The sequence below is a fragment of the Nocardia grenadensis NBRC 108939 genome (genome assembly GCF_001613445.1).
Taxonomy (GTDB): Bacteria; Actinomycetota; Actinomycetes; order Mycobacteriales; family Mycobacteriaceae; genus Nocardia; species Nocardia grenadensis.
The window spans coordinates 105,691-121,410 of sequence record NZ_BDCJ01000006.1 but is presented as its reverse complement, the minus strand read 5'-3'; the positions used below and the strand labels follow the sequence as shown (position 1 = coordinate 121,410).

The window sequence follows — 15,720 nt, the reverse complement described above, 5'->3', positions numbered from 1 at the left end:
AGCCGCAGGTGTCCGTGGCATGCAGTACCGATGACCTGCGCATGCAGGTCCGGTGACCGGCCCGTGGAGCGGATATGGCCGGGCGGCGAACATCGGGACACGATCCGGTCGCCGCCCGGCGGGCCTACTTCTCCCCGAGCCCGACGGTGTCCAGCACCCAGGCGTACTCGAAGGCGACCTCGCGCCATTTCTCGTATCGCCCGCTGACCCCGCCGTGCCCGGCGCTCATCTCGGTTTTGAGCAGCAGCGGCGAATCACCGGTCTTGGTGGCGCGCAGTTTCGCGACCCATTTCGCCGGTTCCACGTACAGCACCCGGGTGTCGTTGATGCTGGTGATCGCCAGGATGGCGGGATAGTCCTTGGCCGCGATGTTCTCGTACGGCGAATACGACTTCATGTATTCGTAGACGTCTTTGTCCGCCAGCGGATTTCCCCACTCGTCCCATTCGATCACTGTCAGCGGCAACGAGGGATCGAGAATCGAGGTGAGCGGGTCGACGAACGGCACATTGGCCAGCACCCCGGCGAACAGCTCCGGCGCGATATTGGCGACCGCGCCCACCAGCAGCCCGCCCGCGCTGCCGCCGTCGGCGATCATCCGGTCCGGCGCGGTGGTGCCGTTGTCGACGAGATGCTGTGCGCAGGAGACGAAATCGGTGAAGGTGTTCTTCTTGGTGAGTGTTTTGCCGTTCTCGTACCAGAGTCGGCCCATCTCACCGCCGCCGCGCACATGGGCGATCGCGAAGACCATGCCGCGATCGAGCAGCGACAGCCGCGAGACCGAGAAACCCGGGTCCATACTCGCCTCGTAGGAGCCGTAACCATAGAGCAGCAACGGTTTCGGGCCGGTGGCACGGTCGGTATCGCGGCGGGCGACGATCGAGATCGGAATCCGGGTGCCGTCCGCGGCCACCGCCCAATCACGGTGCTGTACATAATCGTTCGCATCGTAACCGCCGAGTACCGGTTGCTCCTTGCGCAGCAGCAGCGCACCGGTCTCCACCACATAGTCGAAGACCTGGGTGGGCGTGATGAACGAGGTGAGCCCGAGCCGCAGCGTGGGCTGTTCCCATTCCGGGCAGGAACCTAGCCCGGCACTGTAGAGCTCCAGCTCGAATTCCAGCTCGCGCAGTTCACCGTAGCCGTCCGCGGTCAGCGGCCATACCGCCACCCGGGGCAGTGCCTCGCGGCGATAGCTGAGCACCAACTGCCCGGCGAAGGCGTCGACATCCTCGAGCCGCACATCGCCACGGTGCCCGATGAGAGTGCGCAGCCGGGACGGGTCGTCGGCCGGAGCCTCGGCCAGCACGAAGTTCTCCGCCTTCACCCCGTCCACGACATCGTTGTGCAGAATCAGGAACCTGTCCTCGCCCGCCACCACCGCGTGTTCCGCCGCATACTCGACCCCTTCGCGGCGGGGCAGCAGCACCCGGAACTCACCGGTCGGATCATCCGATTCCAGCACCCAGCCCTCGGTGGTGATCTTGGACCCCACCCAGATCATCAGATACTTCTCCGACCGGGTGGCGCCGACGCTGACCCAGTAGCGCTCGTCCGGCTCGTGGAAAACCTGCACATCCGCGGCGGAAGTGTCGCCGAGCCGGTGCCGCCACACGGTATCGGGCCGCCAGGATTCGTCGACGGTCTGATAGAAGACGTGGCTGCCGTCCAGTGACCAGGTGGCCCCGGGCGTCGTCCGCGGGATCTCGTCGCCGAGCAGTTCCCCGGTCCGCAGATCCATGAAACGCAGGGTGTAGCGCTCGTCGCCGGCGGTGTCCACCGAGAACGCCAGCAGATTCCCGTCGTGGCTCACCGAGAACGCGCCGAGGGCGAAGAAATCGTGCCCTTCGGCCAGCACATTGCTGTCGAGCAGGACCTGTTCGCCGGGGATCTCGGTCCCGGCCTCGAGCTGCGGCGGCGTCCAGGCATCGATCCCGGCGGCGTTCGCGTCGATCGGACACCGGCAGTGCACGCCGTACTGTTTGCCCTCGTAGCTGCGCGAGTAGTACCAGTACTCGCCGAGCCTGGCCGGCACCGACAGATCGGTTTCCTGGGTGCGACTCTTGATCTCGTCGAAGATCTTCTCGCGCAGCGGTGCGAGATGCGCCGTCCGGGCCTCCGTATAGGCGTTCTCGGCCTCGAGATGGGCGATGACCTCGGGGTCCTCCTTGTCCCGCAGCCATTCGTATTCGTCGACGAACCGGTCGCCGTGGTGTACCCGCTCGAACGGGACCGTCTTCGCCGTGGGCGCGACCGCCGCGGCCGCCGCGTCGGTTACCGGACTACCACTGTCAGCCATGGCCACCACCGTAGCGGCCCGCGCCGGACCACCGGCGGAGACCGCATCCGGCGGGTACCGGCCGAACGATCAGGCGCCGATCGCGGGGCCGATGATCGGCCAGGACGCCTTCAGATGGTCGTTCCAGTACGACCACGAATGGGTGCCGACCGGGCTGTAGTCGACCCGCAGCGGCAGCCCCGCGGCCCGCGCCTTGTGCTCGAACGAGATCACACAGGCGTCGACCGCGAATTCGATCGGCCCGCCGAGCACGATGTTTTCCGGCAGCTGCGGTTTCAACTCCAGTTCGTGCGGTCCGGGCAGGCCGGTACCGGTCGACAGGAACAGCGTCTTGCCGCGCAACCGGTCCAGCATCAGTGCCGGATCATGGGCCGCCCAGTCCGGGCCGCCGGCGGGCCCCCACATATTGGCCGGGTCGCCGCCCCTGGTCATGATGGAGAACTGCACCGCGCCGGCCGCCATCGCGGTATCCGGGCAGGCGCTGTACCCGGCGACCGCGGTGTAGAGCTGCGGATGCCGGGCGGCGAGGATATAGGCGGCGTGCCCGCCCATGGACAGGCCACCGATCGCGTTCTGCCCGTCACCGGCGAAATTGCCGTCGATGATCGACGGTAGTTCCCGGGTCAGGAACGTCTCCCACCGATAGCGGCCCAGGGCCGGATCGTCGCGCTGCCAGTCGGTGAAATAGCTGGCCTTACCGCCGACCGGGAGGACGACATTGACATTCTTGCCGAGGAAGAAACGTTCGGCCTCGGTGGCATTGGTCCAGGTGCTCTGGCCGACGCCGGGATCGAGCCCGTCGAGCAGGTAGTAGGTGGGCCGGCTGCCGCCCCCGGCCGGATGCAGCACCTGCACCTGTACGACCTGGTTCATGGCGGGCGAGGAGACGAATACCGCCGAACGGGTCGGGCCGAGTTCATCGATCCGGACGATTTCGGCCGCTGCCGCCGATGCGGGGCGGAGCACAGGGAGCCCGGCAGCCAAACCGATCACCCCCAGCATCAGTACAGCTATCCGAAAACAACGCACGATCGCACCTCCCTGGCCCACCCCGGAAACTAGCTCATGCCAATGCTCACCATCTCGCTCGGCGATAGCGCACTATCGGCATATTCACAGCAAACATGCCGACAGTAGACGAAAAACGATCTTACGTGTCCATATCGATACGATCCGCGGAATCGCTCTCCGAGTGGGAAACTCACCGTCTCCGCTGCAGCGCGCCCCGGATGGAACCGGCCAGATAGTCCAGATCCGCCCGCTGCGGCGTCCGCGGCCGCCCCCGCAAACCGAATCCGTCCCCCGGGGTGCGGGGAATGACGTGCAGATGGACATGGAACACCTCCTGCCCCGCGGTCACACCGTCGGCCAGGAAGAAATTCACCCCGTCGCAGGCCACCTCACTGTCCCGCAACGCCGCCGCCAGCAGCTGCCCCACCTGGAACAATTTCCCGCCGAGCACCGGGTCGAGCTCGGCGAGATCCCGCGCCGGTTTCTTGGGCACCACCAGCAGATGCCCCGGCGTCATCGGCCGGATATCCATGAACGCGAGCACATCGTCGTCCTCGTACACCCGGCTCGCCGGCGCCCGCCCGGCCACAATGTCGGAAAAGATCGAATACGGATCCATGCTGTGTATATTGGCGCGCCTTCGGCGCGCGGGGTCGAGGCCCCCTCGGCGCCACAGGCGGCGCCAGAAACTCAAAGGATCGGCGACGGCGTATACCGGGCAGCTTCCGGGTAGGCGGAAGTCAGCTTGCCCACCTGTGCCACCACCTCCGCCACCTGCGCGTCGGCCGCTCCGATGAACGCCGACTTCTCCGCCAGCGCGGCATCCAAGGCGGCCCGGTCCAGGGGCAGACGGTCGTCGGCGGCCAGGCGGTCCAGCAGATCGGGTTCGCGGCCCTGTTCCCGCATCGCCAGCGCGACCGCCACCGCGTGCTCCTTGATCACTTCGTGTGCGGCTTCCCGGCCGACACCGGCCCGGACCGCGGCCATGAGGATGCGCGTGGTGGCGAGGAACGGCAGGTAGCGATCGAGTTCGTTGGCGATCACCGCCGGGTAGGCACCGAATTCGGCCAGCACGGTCAGGAAGGTCTCCATCATGCCGTCGATCGCGAAGAAGGCGTCCGGCAGCGCGACCCGGCGGACCACCGAGCAGAAGACATCGCCTTCGTTCCACTGCGCACCGGCCAGTTCGGCGGCCATCGAGCCGTATCCGCGCAGCACCACCTGCAGGCCGTTGACCCGTTCGCAGGAGCGGGTGTTCATCTTGTGCGGCATGGCCGAGCTGCCGACCTGGCCCGGCTGGAAACCCTCGGTCACCAGTTCGTGGCCGGCCATCAGCCGGATGGTGTGGGCCAGCGAGGACTGCGCGGCACCGATCTGCACCAGCGCGGACAGCACATCGTGGTCCAGCGAACGCGGGTAGACCTGGCCGACGCTGGTCAGCACGCTGGTGAAGCCCAGGTGCCGGGAGACCTGCTGTTCGAGCGCGGTCAGTTTCGCGGCGTCACCGCCGAGCAGATCCAGCATGTCCTGCGCGGTACCCATCGGGCCCTTGATCCCGCGCAGCGGATAGCGGTCGACGAGTTCCCGCAGCCGGGTGAGCCCGATGAGTAGTTCGTCGGCGGCCGAGGCGAATCGTTTGCCCAGCGTGGTGGCCTGCGCGGCGACATTGTGGGAGCGACCGGCCATCACCAGCGTCTGATATTCGGCGGCCCGTTCGGCCAACCGGGCGGCCACCGCCACACCGTGGGAGTGGATGTGTTCCAGCGACAGGCGGATCTGCAACTGCTCCACGTTCTCGGTGAGATCGCGGCTGGTCATCCCCTTGTGCACATGTTCGTGTCCGGCGAGGGCGTTGAACTCCTCGATCCGGGCCTTCACATCGTGGCGGGTCACCCGTTCCCGTTCGGCGATGGCGGCCAGGTCGACCTGTTCGACGACCCGTTCGTAGTCCTCGACGACCCCGGGCGGTACATCGATACCGAGTTCGGCCTGAGCGCGCAGCACCTCCAGCCACAGCCGCCGCTCGAGCACGATCTTCTGCTCGGGAGACCACAGATGCACCAGCTGCGGGCTGGCGTAGCGGGTGGCGAGGACATTGGGGATCAGGTCTGAGGTCACGTCCGGTCAGTCTAATGACCGGTAACGGTCGATCGGCTAGTGCGTCGCCGGAGCGACGATATCGATGACCTCCAGCAGCGCGCCACGGGCCGTCCGGCGGGGTTGCGGGTCGGATTCGCTGAGGGCGGCGACCACCGCGCCGTCGACCACCGCGACCAGCCTGCGCAGTTGTTCGGGCCGCACCATCCGGTCGGATCGGCGCAGCACATCGGAAAGCAGCTCGTCCAGCTGCCCGCGTAGTCGGAGCTGGACCTCGCGCAGCTCGGGGTGGCGGGCCGAGGCGACGGTGCGTTCGTAGCGGGCGATCAACCGCCCGCGCGCGCCCTCGTCCACGCCTTCGGGACCGATCAGCAGGTCGAGCACCAGGTCTACGGTCGCCTCCGCACCGCGGCGGCGGTGGGTCACCTCGCCGATCCGCCGCCGCATGGCCTCGAGTTCGGCGTTGCCGCTGAACTCGACCGCCCGCGCGATCAGATCCTCGAGCGATTCGAAGTAATAGGTCGTGGAGGCCAGCGGCAGTTCGGCGCGGGTCGCGACCGAGCGATGCCGCACCGCGTCGAAACCGCCTTCGAGCAGTAACTCGGCAGCGGCAGCCACCAGCGCCTGGCGACGCCGTTCACCCTTCGGAGTCGTCGCGGTTATCACCGTGCCATCGTGCCAGTCTTCATGAACACTTCCGTGCGAAATCAGGGAAAGGGGAAACAACCATCGATGTTTCTACCGCATCCACGCGGCGATGTTGTCGTACTGTGGAAAATCATTGCCGTGCACGGGGTCGGCCTGTGCTCTGCCGCAAGTAGTCCCGGAGCCGGGTGAGCGCCGCTTCGATCTCCGCCGTAGCCCCGGCGAAGGACAGGCGGATGGTGTGATGCCCGTTGACGGTGTCGAAATCCAGGCCCGGTGCCAGCGCCACCCCGGTGTTGGCCAGTACGTCCGCGCACCAGGCCATGGAATCATCGGTGAGGTGCCCGATATCGGCGTAGGCGTAGAAGGCGCCGTCGGCGGGCGCGAGGTCGGTGATACCGAGCCCGGCCAGCCCTTCCAACAGGACGGCGCGGTTGACCGCGTACCGGTGCACATGCGCGTCGAGTTCGGTTCGCGCTTCGTCACCGAACGCGTGCAGTGCCGCGTACTGCGAGATCGCGGGCGGGCAGACGGTCATATTCGATGCCAGCCGCTGGAGCGCCGGGCGCAGTGCGGGCGGTGCCAGCATCCAGCCCAGTCGCCAGCCGGTCATCGAGAAGTACTTCGACACCGATCCGATGACCACTCCCGCGCGGGAGGTCTCCCAGGCCGAGGCGGTCCGCTCCCCGCCGTAGGTGATGCCGTGATAGATCTCGTCGGAGATCAACAGCGTGCCGTGCGTATCGCACCAGCGGGCCAGTGCCGCGAGTTCGTCGGGGTCGATCATGGTGCCGGTCGGATTGGCGGGGCTGGCCACGATCAGGCCCCGCGGCGGTTCCGGAAGTTCTTCGAGCATGGCCACGGTCGGCTGGAACCTGGTCTCGGCGCGACAGTCCAGTTCGACCACCCGGCAGCCGAGCGCGGCCAGCGTATTGCGGTAGGCCGGGTAGCCGGGGCGTGCGACCACCACCGTGTCACCGGGATCGAACGCCGCCAGGAAGATGAGGGTGAACGCGCCGGAGGACCCGGTGGTGACCACGACGTCGTCGGGATCCACCGGGTAACCGTAGGTTCGGTGATGATGCCCGGCGATCGCCTGACGTAGCGGCAGGATGCCAAAAGTCTCTGTGTAACCGAGTAGTTCGGCATCAATAGCGGTTTTCGTGGCCCGTAGCACCGGTGCCGGTGCCGGTGTCGAGGGCTGCCCGGCCGCGAGACTCAGTACGTCGCCGTGCGTTCGGGCGCGTTCGGCGGCGGCTTTCCAGACATCCATCACGTAGAAAGGTGGGATGGTCGAGCGCCGAGATTCAGTGGACACCCGACCGACGGTAGAACACTGCTTCGAGCGGTTCGACAGCTATGGTCTGCTCTGATGCTCGACAAGGCCGGCCGGCGGGCCGACGGCCCGCCAACACAGGACCCCGATTCCACCGCGCCCGGGCGCGGGACCGGGGCTCTGCGCCGACGCTGGAACCGGGCCGTGCACCCGCTTTCCGCGGCGATTCGCCGGGACACGCGCCCGGGCGCGACGACCGCGCCGGCCGAACCTGCCGGTCACGAACTCGCCACCCACTCCGCCCGGAAACCACCGGCCCGGCACGACTCGGAGCAGGAATCCGCTGAACATCACTCCGGCGCGGTCCACACCGGATCGGAGCAGGCTCCTGCCGACCACGACCCCGGCGCGGTTGCCACCGGATCGGAGCATGATCCCGCCGACCACGACCCCGGCGCGGCCCACACCGGCGCGGCGGCAACGGGTCCGGGCCCCGGCGACGCACCGGAAACCACAGCTCCGACACGCGGTGGTGACAGCCGGCCGGAAACCACAGGTCACGATCCCGCTCCCGGTCCCGACGATCCCGAACCCGGCACCGACGCGCGGTCCACATCCCTGGACCGCGCGGCAGCGACCGGTGGCGGCCTGGTCATCGCCCCCGGCTGGCGGGAGCGCGCCGCCGCGCAGGCCCGGACACCGGGACCCCGGGTGGTCGCCGCCCACCGGTGGCTGCGGCGATCCGCGGTGGATCTCTGGTCCCGCCGTCCCACCCGCGCCGAACTCGTCGACCTCGTCGCGCGCAGGCCGTCCGCCGAGGACATCGCCGTCGCGGCCCGGCGCCACCGTGTCCTCATCGGCGTCCTACTGCTCGCCCTGCTGCTGGCGGCGGGCGACGGATCCGCGGGTATCTCGGTCACCGACCGGAGCCCGGCTCCCGGGATCGCCTACCGCGTGGCTCTCGCCCATCCGCTGCAGTTGTCCGCGCCGGTGCCGTCGGTGCGTCGCTATCTCGATGCCATCGACAATGGGGAACGCCTGCGCGAACAGGCGGTGGTGGCCGCGGCCGCCCGGGCCACTCTGGAACGCGCCAAGGCCGAAGCCGCGGCCGCGGTCGCCGGCCAGGAGCAGCCCTGGATCAATACCGCGCCGGCGCCCGGCGGGCTCGAGGGCGGGCTGATCCCGCCCGGCGCCGTGCCGCCCGGCGCCGGTGGTTACGTCCTGCCCGCGCCGGGCACCTTCACCTCCGGTTTCGGCAGCCGGTGGGGCACCTTCCATCGCGGTATCGATATCGCCGGCCCGATCGGCACCCCGATCTACGCCGTCGCGAGCGGCACCGTAATCGATGCGGGTCCGGCCGCCGGTTTCGGTCTGTGGGTGCGGATACGGCACGACGACGGCGCGATCTCGGTCTACGGCCATATGTACGATTTCTTCGTCTCGGTCGGGGAACGGGTCCCCGCCGGTATGCAGATCGCACGAATGGGCAACCGCGGCGATTCCACCGGACCGCATCTGCATTTCGAGATCGTCTTGGACGGTCAGCACGTCGATCCGCAGCGCTGGCTCGCACTGCACGGGCTTTCATACAACTGAGCCAGAACCTCCGGGGGAATCTCGAAGACCACGAAAATTAGACCACCGAATAACGGCCTTCTGGAGGACTTACACGGATGTAAGTCCTGGTCCATCGATTTCTCTCAGCAGAATAAAACCGACCGTTATACTTCCGTTTAAATTCTGTTAACCTACCGCAATCAATCTGTGATTTGCCAGATAACGAATCGCAAGTTCGTTTGTCGCACGGTTATCGAGTTCTTCCGAAATTCCGAGCGACCGGTCGCCCCGGCGGGTGCAGTGTGCCATCGGCGCGGACAACTGAATCTCCCATTTCCCAACACAAGTAATCGAGAAGCAGCGCAACGATTACGCCGGCGGCCATGACGCTCGGCGGCGGAAACCTGCGCGCTGTCGGAGAGCCGTTCCCATGCGTTTACGAAACCTGTTACCGCTCGTCGCCGTCGCCGCTGCCGTCGTGGTACCCACCCAGGCGCACGCCGACGCACCCATCACCGGTGTACCCGCAGTACTGCAGGCCCCGGCCCAGCAGGCACAGCAGCAGCTCCACCGGTGGCAGCAGCTGCCACCGGTGCAACAGAACGGGCTTCAGCAGTCGCTACCGGAGACCATCCAACCGGTGTCCTACTCCAACAACCTGGACGGCTGGATCCGCAACGCACTGCACGTCCTCGGCCGGCACGGTATCCCGGCCAGCTACGACGGCATCCACCGGAATGCCATGCGCGAGTCCAGCGGTGACCCCTACGCGATCAACCTCTCGGACTCCAATGCCGCGGCGGGCACCCCATCGAAGGGGCTCATGCAGGTGATCGATCCCACGTTCGCCGCCTACCACGTGGACGGCACCTCCTGGGATATCTACGACCCGGTCGCCAATATCGCCGCGGCCTGCAACTACGCCGCCCACCGCTACGGCTCCATCGACAACGTCTTCGGAGCCTACTGATCAGCCGGTCGGAAGATCGGCCCCGGTGCGGGCTAGCGCACGCCGCAGCGCCGCCCGCACCGCCGGGTATCAGAGAGAGATACGGTCCTCGACAGCGGCCAGTCCGATATCGGAGCGGTAGTGGCTACCGGTCAGTTTGATACCGGCCAAACGGTCGTAGGCCGCCTCCCGCGCCGCCGCCAGATCGGTACCGGTGCCGACGATACTGAGCACGCGCCCACCCGCGGAGACCAGCGCGCCATCCGCACGCTGCGCCGTCCCGGCATGCAGCACCGTCGCCGCGTCGTCGGTCGCCGCGTCCCCGGCACCACTGATCACATCGCCCGAGCGCGGCCGGGCCGGATAGTTCTCCGCGGCCAGCACCACGGTGATCGCGGCGCCGTCGCGCCAGCGCGGCGCGGACGTTTCGGCCAGAGTGCCGGTGGCGGTGGCGTACAGCAGTTCGCCGACCGGGCTGTCCAGCAGGGCGAGCACCGCCTGGGTCTCCGGGTCACCGAACCGGCAGTTGAACTCCACCACCGCGGGCCCGGCCGCGCCCATTGCCAGCCCCGCGTACAGCAGCCCGCTGAAAGCGGCGTCGCGCCGGACCAATTCGGCGGCCACCGGAGCCACCACCTCGTCGACGATCTGCTCGACCGTCCCGCCGGGCAGCCACGGCAGCGGTGTGTAGGCACCCATTCCGCCGGTATTGGGCCCGGTATCACCGTCACCCACCCGCTTGTGGTCCTGCGCGGGCAGCAGCGGCACCACCGTCTCCCCGTCGACCAGGCAGAACAGCGAAACCTCCGGGCCGTCCAGGAACGATTCCAACAGCACCGGATGGCCTTGTTCGAGCAGTTCGGCGGCATGCCCGCGGGCCACCGAACGGTCGGGGGTGACCACCACACCCTTGCCCGCGGCCAGCCCGTCGTCCTTGACCACCCAGGTCGGGCCGAAACGGTCCAGCGCCGCATCCAATTCGGCGGGCGAGTCCACCACCTCGCTGTGCGCGGTACGGACCCCGGCAGCCGCCATCACATCCTTGGCGAATGCCTTCGATCCCTCGATCCGGGCCGCCGCGGCCGACGGGCCGAAACAGGCGATCCCGGCCGCGCGCACCGCGTCGGCCACGCCCAGGACCAGCGGCACCTCCGGGCCGATCACCACCAGATCCGCGGCCACCTCCCGGGCCAGCGCGGCCACCGCTTCCCCGGAACTCGGATCCACCGGCCGCACCTGCGCGTGCTGGGCGATACCGGCGTTACCGGGCGCGGCGACGATCGCGCTCACCGCCGGATCACGGCGCAGCGCAAGGACGAGGGCGTGTTCACGGGCTCCGGAACCGATGACGAGTACTCGCACCCGGACAGCTTATAGGTGCCGTATCGATCCCCGGCGGGGTAGGTTCACCGCCGGGGCCGGCCCGGTACCAGCGACTTCACCCCAACGGCGACCATCTGTGGATGATGGAGGAAACACCTTGAACAGGTGGACAACCCGCGCGCCGGACCCAGCGATCCCGGTGCGCGCATACGGGAGGACGTGCGAATGGGTCTGATGGACGGAATCATGGGAAACGCCGGACAGGTGGAGCCGGCCCGGGCCCAACAGGAATACCAGCGGCTACTCGGCAACGGCGAACAGGTCTACTCCGCCTACATCCTCGTCCGCGACGCCATGCTGTTCACCAACCGGCGGCTCATCCTCATCGACAAACAGGGCCTGTCGGGCCGCAAGGTGAGCTACCACAGTATCCCCTACCGCTCGATCACCCATTTCGCGGTGGAGACAGCGGGCACCTTCGACCTCGACGCGGAGCTGGTGCTGTGGATCTCGGGCACCGACACGCCACTGCAGAAGAAGTTCAACCGCCAGGTCGACATCTACGAGGTGCAGGGAATTCTGTCCCACTTCGTCGGGGCATGAGGTGTGGCGGGCGCGGCGACACTAGTCTCGCCCCATGGCTTCTGTTTTCAGTGCGATCATCGCCGGTGACCTGCCGGGCCGGTTCGTCTGGGAGGACGACGAATTCGTCGGGTTTCTCACCATCGCTCCGGTGACGCCGGGACACACCCTCGTGGTGCCCCGCAAAGAGATCGATCAGTGGCAGGACATCGAGCCCGAGGTCTTCGCGCGCCTGAACGGAGTCGCGCAGAAGATCGGCCAGGCCGTGCGCGCGGCCTGGGACGCGCCGCGGGCGGGTCTGCTGATCGCGGGACTCGAGGTCCCGCATCTGCACGTACACGTGTTCCCGGCGTTCACCATGGGGAATTTCGATATCTCCGGCGCCGACCCGAACCCGCGGCCGGAGTCCCTCGACGACGCGCAGGCACGGATCAAGCAGGCGCTCCGCGACCTCGGCCACGGCGCGAACGTGCCCGCCTGACTCAGGCCCGGCCGCACCTCGAAACGGATCGTATGCTCCGGGTCCCGGCGGGCCCGTGCGGTGGCGACGCCGCGCGCACTGTGCAACGGCGACGCCGGTCAAGGTCAGCAGGTCGACCGGTGCGTATTCCACCGGACGCTCGGCATCGAGCCGGGCCGGCATCAGCAGATCCTCGACCAGCAGGCCCATCCGTTTCGATTTGCGTTCGATCCGGTCGAGCAGCATACCCGTATCCCCGGTGGCGCCCTGCCGGTTCAACTCGGCGAAACCCTTGATCGTGGTCAGCGGCGTCCGCAACTCGTGGCCGGCGTCGGCGACGAAACGGCGCCGCTTCTCCTCGGACCGATGTAGGAGCCGGCCCGGCCGGAGCCCGACCGAGCAGCGGTACTCCGGCCGGCACAGAAGAACAGGGCTATGCGGCGCAGCCGATTGCGCTCCCTACGTCAGCGGGCACGCCGTGCCTGTTCACACAGTCGAGGCCCTCGCCTACATCGATCACGCGCCAGTGTGTGTACCCGTCCTGCTCCGAGTACTCGAACAGATACATGACCGGGTGGAGGGTGCCCTCCGGATATGCCATCGCCGACGCGAAGTTGCCGCTGCATCGTGCCTGCTGAAGATCAGCGAGTGGATACTGCGGCATCCCTGTCATTCGCAACGTCGTTATCAAGTACTCGCGGGTCACCTCGGCACAGGGATCGGCCACCGGCCCTTCTACCGGCGGTGCGGGCTGTCCTTCCACCGGAGGTGCCGGCTGTCCCTCCACCGGCCGTCCGGCATCGGGTCCGGCGCCCTCGCCGACGGGCATCGAAGGCGGCGAAGTGGACGCCGCGGTTTCGGTAGCGGCAGTTGTCGTAACAGATGCGGCAGCAGTGCCGGACGTGGCCGGACCGGCCTCGGCGGCGCGCCCACCATCGCATCCAGCGACAGCCAGTGCGATCGTCATCGCTGAAGCAGCGTACAGAACAGGTCGGATCATATTGTCTCCTGGCCAGAGCCCGCCTTCAGGGCGGTTGATTTCGATATCTACTGCGAGAATGCGGATTTCATAGGAGCCGTGCCGCCACCCCGCGCGAACTGCTCCGTGGGGAGGGTGGTTACCGCATCCCGCTCACTGCCACCGCGCGAGGGTCAGTCCCGGTAGATGACTACCTGAGCGTTGGTAGCGGTCCCGACACTCATAGGTCCCAAGCACGAGGCCGTTCCGGTGCCGGACGGGCTGAAGGAACCGCTCCACGAGCCCCGGTACGGGCCGACGGCCATGAGGGGAAACGCATTGGGCACGCCGTGTAGGCCGAAACACTCGATGGTCAGTACGTACTCCCGTCCGGCGGGCGCGTCGTCATGGCATGTCGCCGTTGCGCCGACCAGGTCCCGAGTGACAACACAGTCCTGCGGTGCGGCTTGGGCCGCAGCGGAACCGAGAACTGTGGGGAATGCCGCGACCGAAGCTGCGACAACAGCGATTCTGAATGCGAAGATGGTCGACTTTTTCATTGTTGTCCATTCTCTGAGGACTTCCAGCGGTCCCTTGATCATCGCTGGCCCCGAGATTCCATTACATGGCGTAATGCAACGATATGATGACGCCTGCTGCCGTCGGTCCACAACCACCGGAATACGCCCACCCGACCCCGGCTCGATCGGATTCCCCTACCGCGGTAGGCCTGCCCGGCGCCGGGCCGGCCGGGCTACATCCGGCGCGCCGGCAACCAGGTCGGCACCCCGCGACACGCCCCCCATCCGGCCCGTGTCCCCACCGGACCGCTCACCATCGCCCGGTTACTCGTGTGGGCCGGAATCTTCGTATTCGTTGTTCAGGTCGGCCATCAAGGCCTTTCCCGCGACCTGGCCCTGGGCCAGCGCGTCCAGGAACGCCCGGGCCCAGCGGTCCACGTCGTGGGCCAGGACCTGGCGGCGTAGCGAGCGCATCCGGCGGCGGCGGGTTTCGCGGTCGTCGGTGAGAGCGGCGACAATGGCGTCCTTGACGCTGTCCAGATCGTGCGGGTTGCACAGATAGGACTGGCGGAGTTCGGCTGCGGCTCCGGTGAACTCGCTGAGCACCAGGGTTCCGTTGAGGCCGGAATGGCAGGCGACATACTCCTTGGCGACCAGGTTCATACCGTCGCGCAGGGGCGTCACCAGCATGACGTCGGCGGCCACGAAGAAGGAGATGAGTTCTTCGCGGGCGATCGGGCGGTGCAGATAGTGGACGACGGGGTAGCCCACCCGGGCGAACTCGCCGTTGATACGGCCGACCTGCCGTTCGATATCGCCGCGCATCTGGATATAGCTCTGGACCCGCTCCCGGCTGGGCGTGGCCAGCTGCACCATCACGGTCTCCGCCGGATCGACACGCCCTTCGGCCAGCAGTTCCTCGAGGGCGTTGAGCCTGATGTCGATGCCTTTCGTGTAATCGAGGCGGTCGACACCGAGCAGGATGTTCTTGGGACTGCCCAGTTCGGCGCGGATGCGGGCGGCCCGTTCGCGCACCGAGCGCCGCCGTGAGTGTTCGTCCAGGCCCGCGGAGTCGATGGAGATGGGGAAGGCTCCGACCCGCACAGTCCGGAATCCGACCTGGACCACACCCATCTTCGACCGCACTCCGACGGTGCCGCGCGAGGTGGGCTGGCCGGCCAGACGCCGGGCCAGGTAGAGGAAGTTCTGGGCGCCGCCGGGCAGATGGAAGCCGATCAGGTCGGCGCCGAGCAGTCCCTCCACGATCTCGGTCCGCCACGGCATCTGCATGAACAGTTCCACCGGCGGGAACGGGATGTGCAGGAAGAACCCGATGGTCAGATCCGGTCGCAGCATCCGCAGCATCTTGGGCACCAGTTGCAGCTGGTAGTCCTGCACCCACACGGTGGCGCCCTCGGCGGCGACCTTCGCGGTCTCCTCCGCGAAACGCCGGTTCACCTGGACATAGGCCGACCACCAGGTGCGGTTGTAGACGGGGCGGACGATGACGTCGTGGTACAGCGGCCAGAGGGTGGCGTTGGAGAAGCCCTCGTAGTAGTCGGCGACCTCCTGCGCGGACAGCGGTACCGGATGCAGTTCCAGCCCGTCCTCGACGATGGGATCGACCTCCACATCGGGCACACCGGCCCACCCGACCCAGGCGCCCCGATTGCTGCGCAGCACCGGCTCCAGCGCGGTCACCAGACCGCCGGGGCTGCGTTTCCAGCGACTGCTGCCGTCCGGCAGCTTCTCCAGGTCGACCGGTAGCCGGTTGGCCACCACCACGAAACCGGAACCGGCCCCACGTTCGCGCAGGGGTTCGGCGTCCACCGCCTCGGGGAGGGCCTCCGCCGGGTCGATCGGGCTGCCTGCCGGCCCGGAGCCGTTACGGTCTCCGGGCCGGTCCGCGGACACGGCGTTTTCATCCTCGGGGGTGGAATCGCTGGACGGCTGATCGGTCATCTGGTCCACTCACGCATCCTTTGCGCGGCGCTGAACGCCATGTAGTTGTGTGTGGGGATCCGCCGACGTCGCCGTTGGCG

General features: G+C 67.6%; 12 protein-coding genes and 1 pseudogene. 4 read left to right on the top strand and 9 right to left on the bottom strand.

Translation table 11 applies throughout. From position 1 onward, the window contains the following. Window positions 1-124: 124 nt before the first annotated feature. From NGR01S_RS07495 to NGR01S_RS07470, 6 genes are all read right to left on the bottom strand, one after another. Complete coding sequence (locus tag NGR01S_RS07495; RefSeq protein ID WP_063035451.1) at window positions 125-2,299, bottom strand: S9 family peptidase; 2,175 nt, start codon at window positions 2,297-2,299, stop codon at window positions 125-127. Between the two features lie 69 nt (window positions 2,300-2,368). Further along, window positions 2,369-3,301, bottom strand: coding sequence for an alpha/beta hydrolase (locus NGR01S_RS07490; protein ID WP_063035450.1), 933 nt, complete (start codon window positions 3,299-3,301; stop codon window positions 2,369-2,371). A gap of 199 nt (window positions 3,302-3,500) precedes the next feature. Continuing rightward, window positions 3,501-3,929 (bottom strand): HIT family protein, encoded by a 429-nt coding sequence (locus tag NGR01S_RS07485; protein ID WP_063035449.1) that lies wholly within the window; start codon window positions 3,927-3,929, stop codon window positions 3,501-3,503. 71 nt (window positions 3,930-4,000) lie between these two features. Then, complete coding sequence (gene purB / locus NGR01S_RS07480) at window positions 4,001-5,428, bottom strand: adenylosuccinate lyase (protein ID WP_174551677.1); 1,428 nt, start codon at window positions 5,426-5,428, stop codon at window positions 4,001-4,003. A gap of 36 nt (window positions 5,429-5,464) precedes the next feature. After that, window positions 5,465-6,073 carry a TetR/AcrR family transcriptional regulator gene (locus NGR01S_RS07475; RefSeq protein WP_063035448.1) on the bottom strand — a complete coding sequence of 203 codons (609 nt, stop codon included), beginning with the start codon at window positions 6,071-6,073 and terminating at the stop codon, window positions 5,465-5,467. A 112-nt stretch (window positions 6,074-6,185) separates the two neighbouring features. Further along, a complete protein-coding gene (locus NGR01S_RS07470; protein ID WP_157107161.1) occupies window positions 6,186-7,370 on the bottom strand; it encodes a pyridoxal phosphate-dependent aminotransferase in 1,185 nt (394 codons plus the stop codon). A 54-nt stretch (window positions 7,371-7,424) separates the two neighbouring features. Between NGR01S_RS07470 and NGR01S_RS07465 the strand changes: the two genes are divergently transcribed. Beyond that, window positions 7,425-8,924: a peptidoglycan DD-metalloendopeptidase family protein gene (locus NGR01S_RS07465; RefSeq protein WP_084480461.1), complete on the top strand. Its 1,500-nt coding sequence runs from the start codon at window positions 7,425-7,427 to the stop codon at window positions 8,922-8,924. 391 nt (window positions 8,925-9,315) lie between these two features. Then, entirely contained in the window at window positions 9,316-9,855 is a 540-nt protein-coding gene (locus NGR01S_RS30050) for a transglycosylase SLT domain-containing protein (protein WP_084480459.1), read from the top strand. 69 nt (window positions 9,856-9,924) lie between these two features. Here the strand turns inward: NGR01S_RS30050 and purD are convergent, their stop codons facing one another. Beyond that, window positions 9,925-11,196: a phosphoribosylamine--glycine ligase gene (gene purD / locus NGR01S_RS07455; RefSeq protein ID WP_063035446.1), complete on the bottom strand. Its 1,272-nt coding sequence runs from the start codon at window positions 11,194-11,196 to the stop codon at window positions 9,925-9,927. Window positions 11,197-11,382: 186 nt separating this feature from the next. On the opposite strand from purD, the gene NGR01S_RS07450 reads away from it, so the two are divergent. Next, entirely contained in the window at window positions 11,383-11,760 is a 378-nt protein-coding gene (locus tag NGR01S_RS07450; RefSeq protein WP_030522883.1) for a PH domain-containing protein, read from the top strand. 34 nt (window positions 11,761-11,794) lie between these two features. Beyond that, the gene (locus tag NGR01S_RS07445; protein WP_063035445.1) at window positions 11,795-12,220 is read left to right on the top strand and encodes an HIT family protein; all 426 of its coding nucleotides are present in this window, start codon (window positions 11,795-11,797) and stop codon (window positions 12,218-12,220) included. 5 nt (window positions 12,221-12,225) lie between these two features. Here NGR01S_RS07445 and NGR01S_RS30045 read toward each other — a convergent pair. Both NGR01S_RS30045 and NGR01S_RS07430 read right to left on the bottom strand, forming a co-directional pair. Beyond that, a pseudogene (locus NGR01S_RS30045) lies at window positions 12,226-12,565 on the bottom strand (histidine kinase dimerization/phospho-acceptor domain-containing protein); the annotation flags it as partial. A gap of 1,437 nt (window positions 12,566-14,002) precedes the next feature. Beyond that, window positions 14,003-15,640 carry an alpha,alpha-trehalose-phosphate synthase (UDP-forming) gene (locus tag NGR01S_RS07430; RefSeq protein WP_245664495.1) on the bottom strand — a complete coding sequence of 546 codons (1,638 nt, stop codon included), beginning with the start codon at window positions 15,638-15,640 and terminating at the stop codon, window positions 14,003-14,005. Window positions 15,641-15,720: the final 80 nt, after the last annotated feature.

Bases quoted from the DNA above. Each gene is read 5' to 3' on its own strand.
- NGR01S_RS07430 (WP_245664495.1), bottom strand. From the start codon at position 15,640: ATGACCGATCAGCCGTCCAGCGATTCCACCCCCGAGGATGAAAACGCC.
- NGR01S_RS07450 (WP_030522883.1), top strand. From the start codon at position 11,383: ATGGGTCTGATGGACGGAATCATGGGAAACGCCGGACAGGTGGAGCCG.
- NGR01S_RS30050 (WP_084480459.1), top strand. From the start codon at position 9,316: ATGCGTTTACGAAACCTGTTACCGCTCGTCGCCGTCGCCGCTGCCGTC.
- NGR01S_RS07490 (WP_063035450.1), bottom strand. From the start codon at position 3,301: ATGCTGGGGGTGATCGGTTTGGCTGCCGGGCTCCCTGTGCTCCGCCCC.
- NGR01S_RS07485 (WP_063035449.1), bottom strand. From the start codon at position 3,929: ATGGATCCGTATTCGATCTTTTCCGACATTGTGGCCGGGCGGGCGCCG.
- NGR01S_RS07445 (WP_063035445.1), top strand. From the start codon at position 11,795: ATGGCTTCTGTTTTCAGTGCGATCATCGCCGGTGACCTGCCGGGCCGG.
- NGR01S_RS07495 (WP_063035451.1), bottom strand. From the start codon at position 2,299: ATGGCTGACAGTGGTAGTCCGGTAACCGACGCGGCGGCCGCGGCGGTC.
- NGR01S_RS07465 (WP_084480461.1), top strand. From the start codon at position 7,425: ATGCTCGACAAGGCCGGCCGGCGGGCCGACGGCCCGCCAACACAGGAC.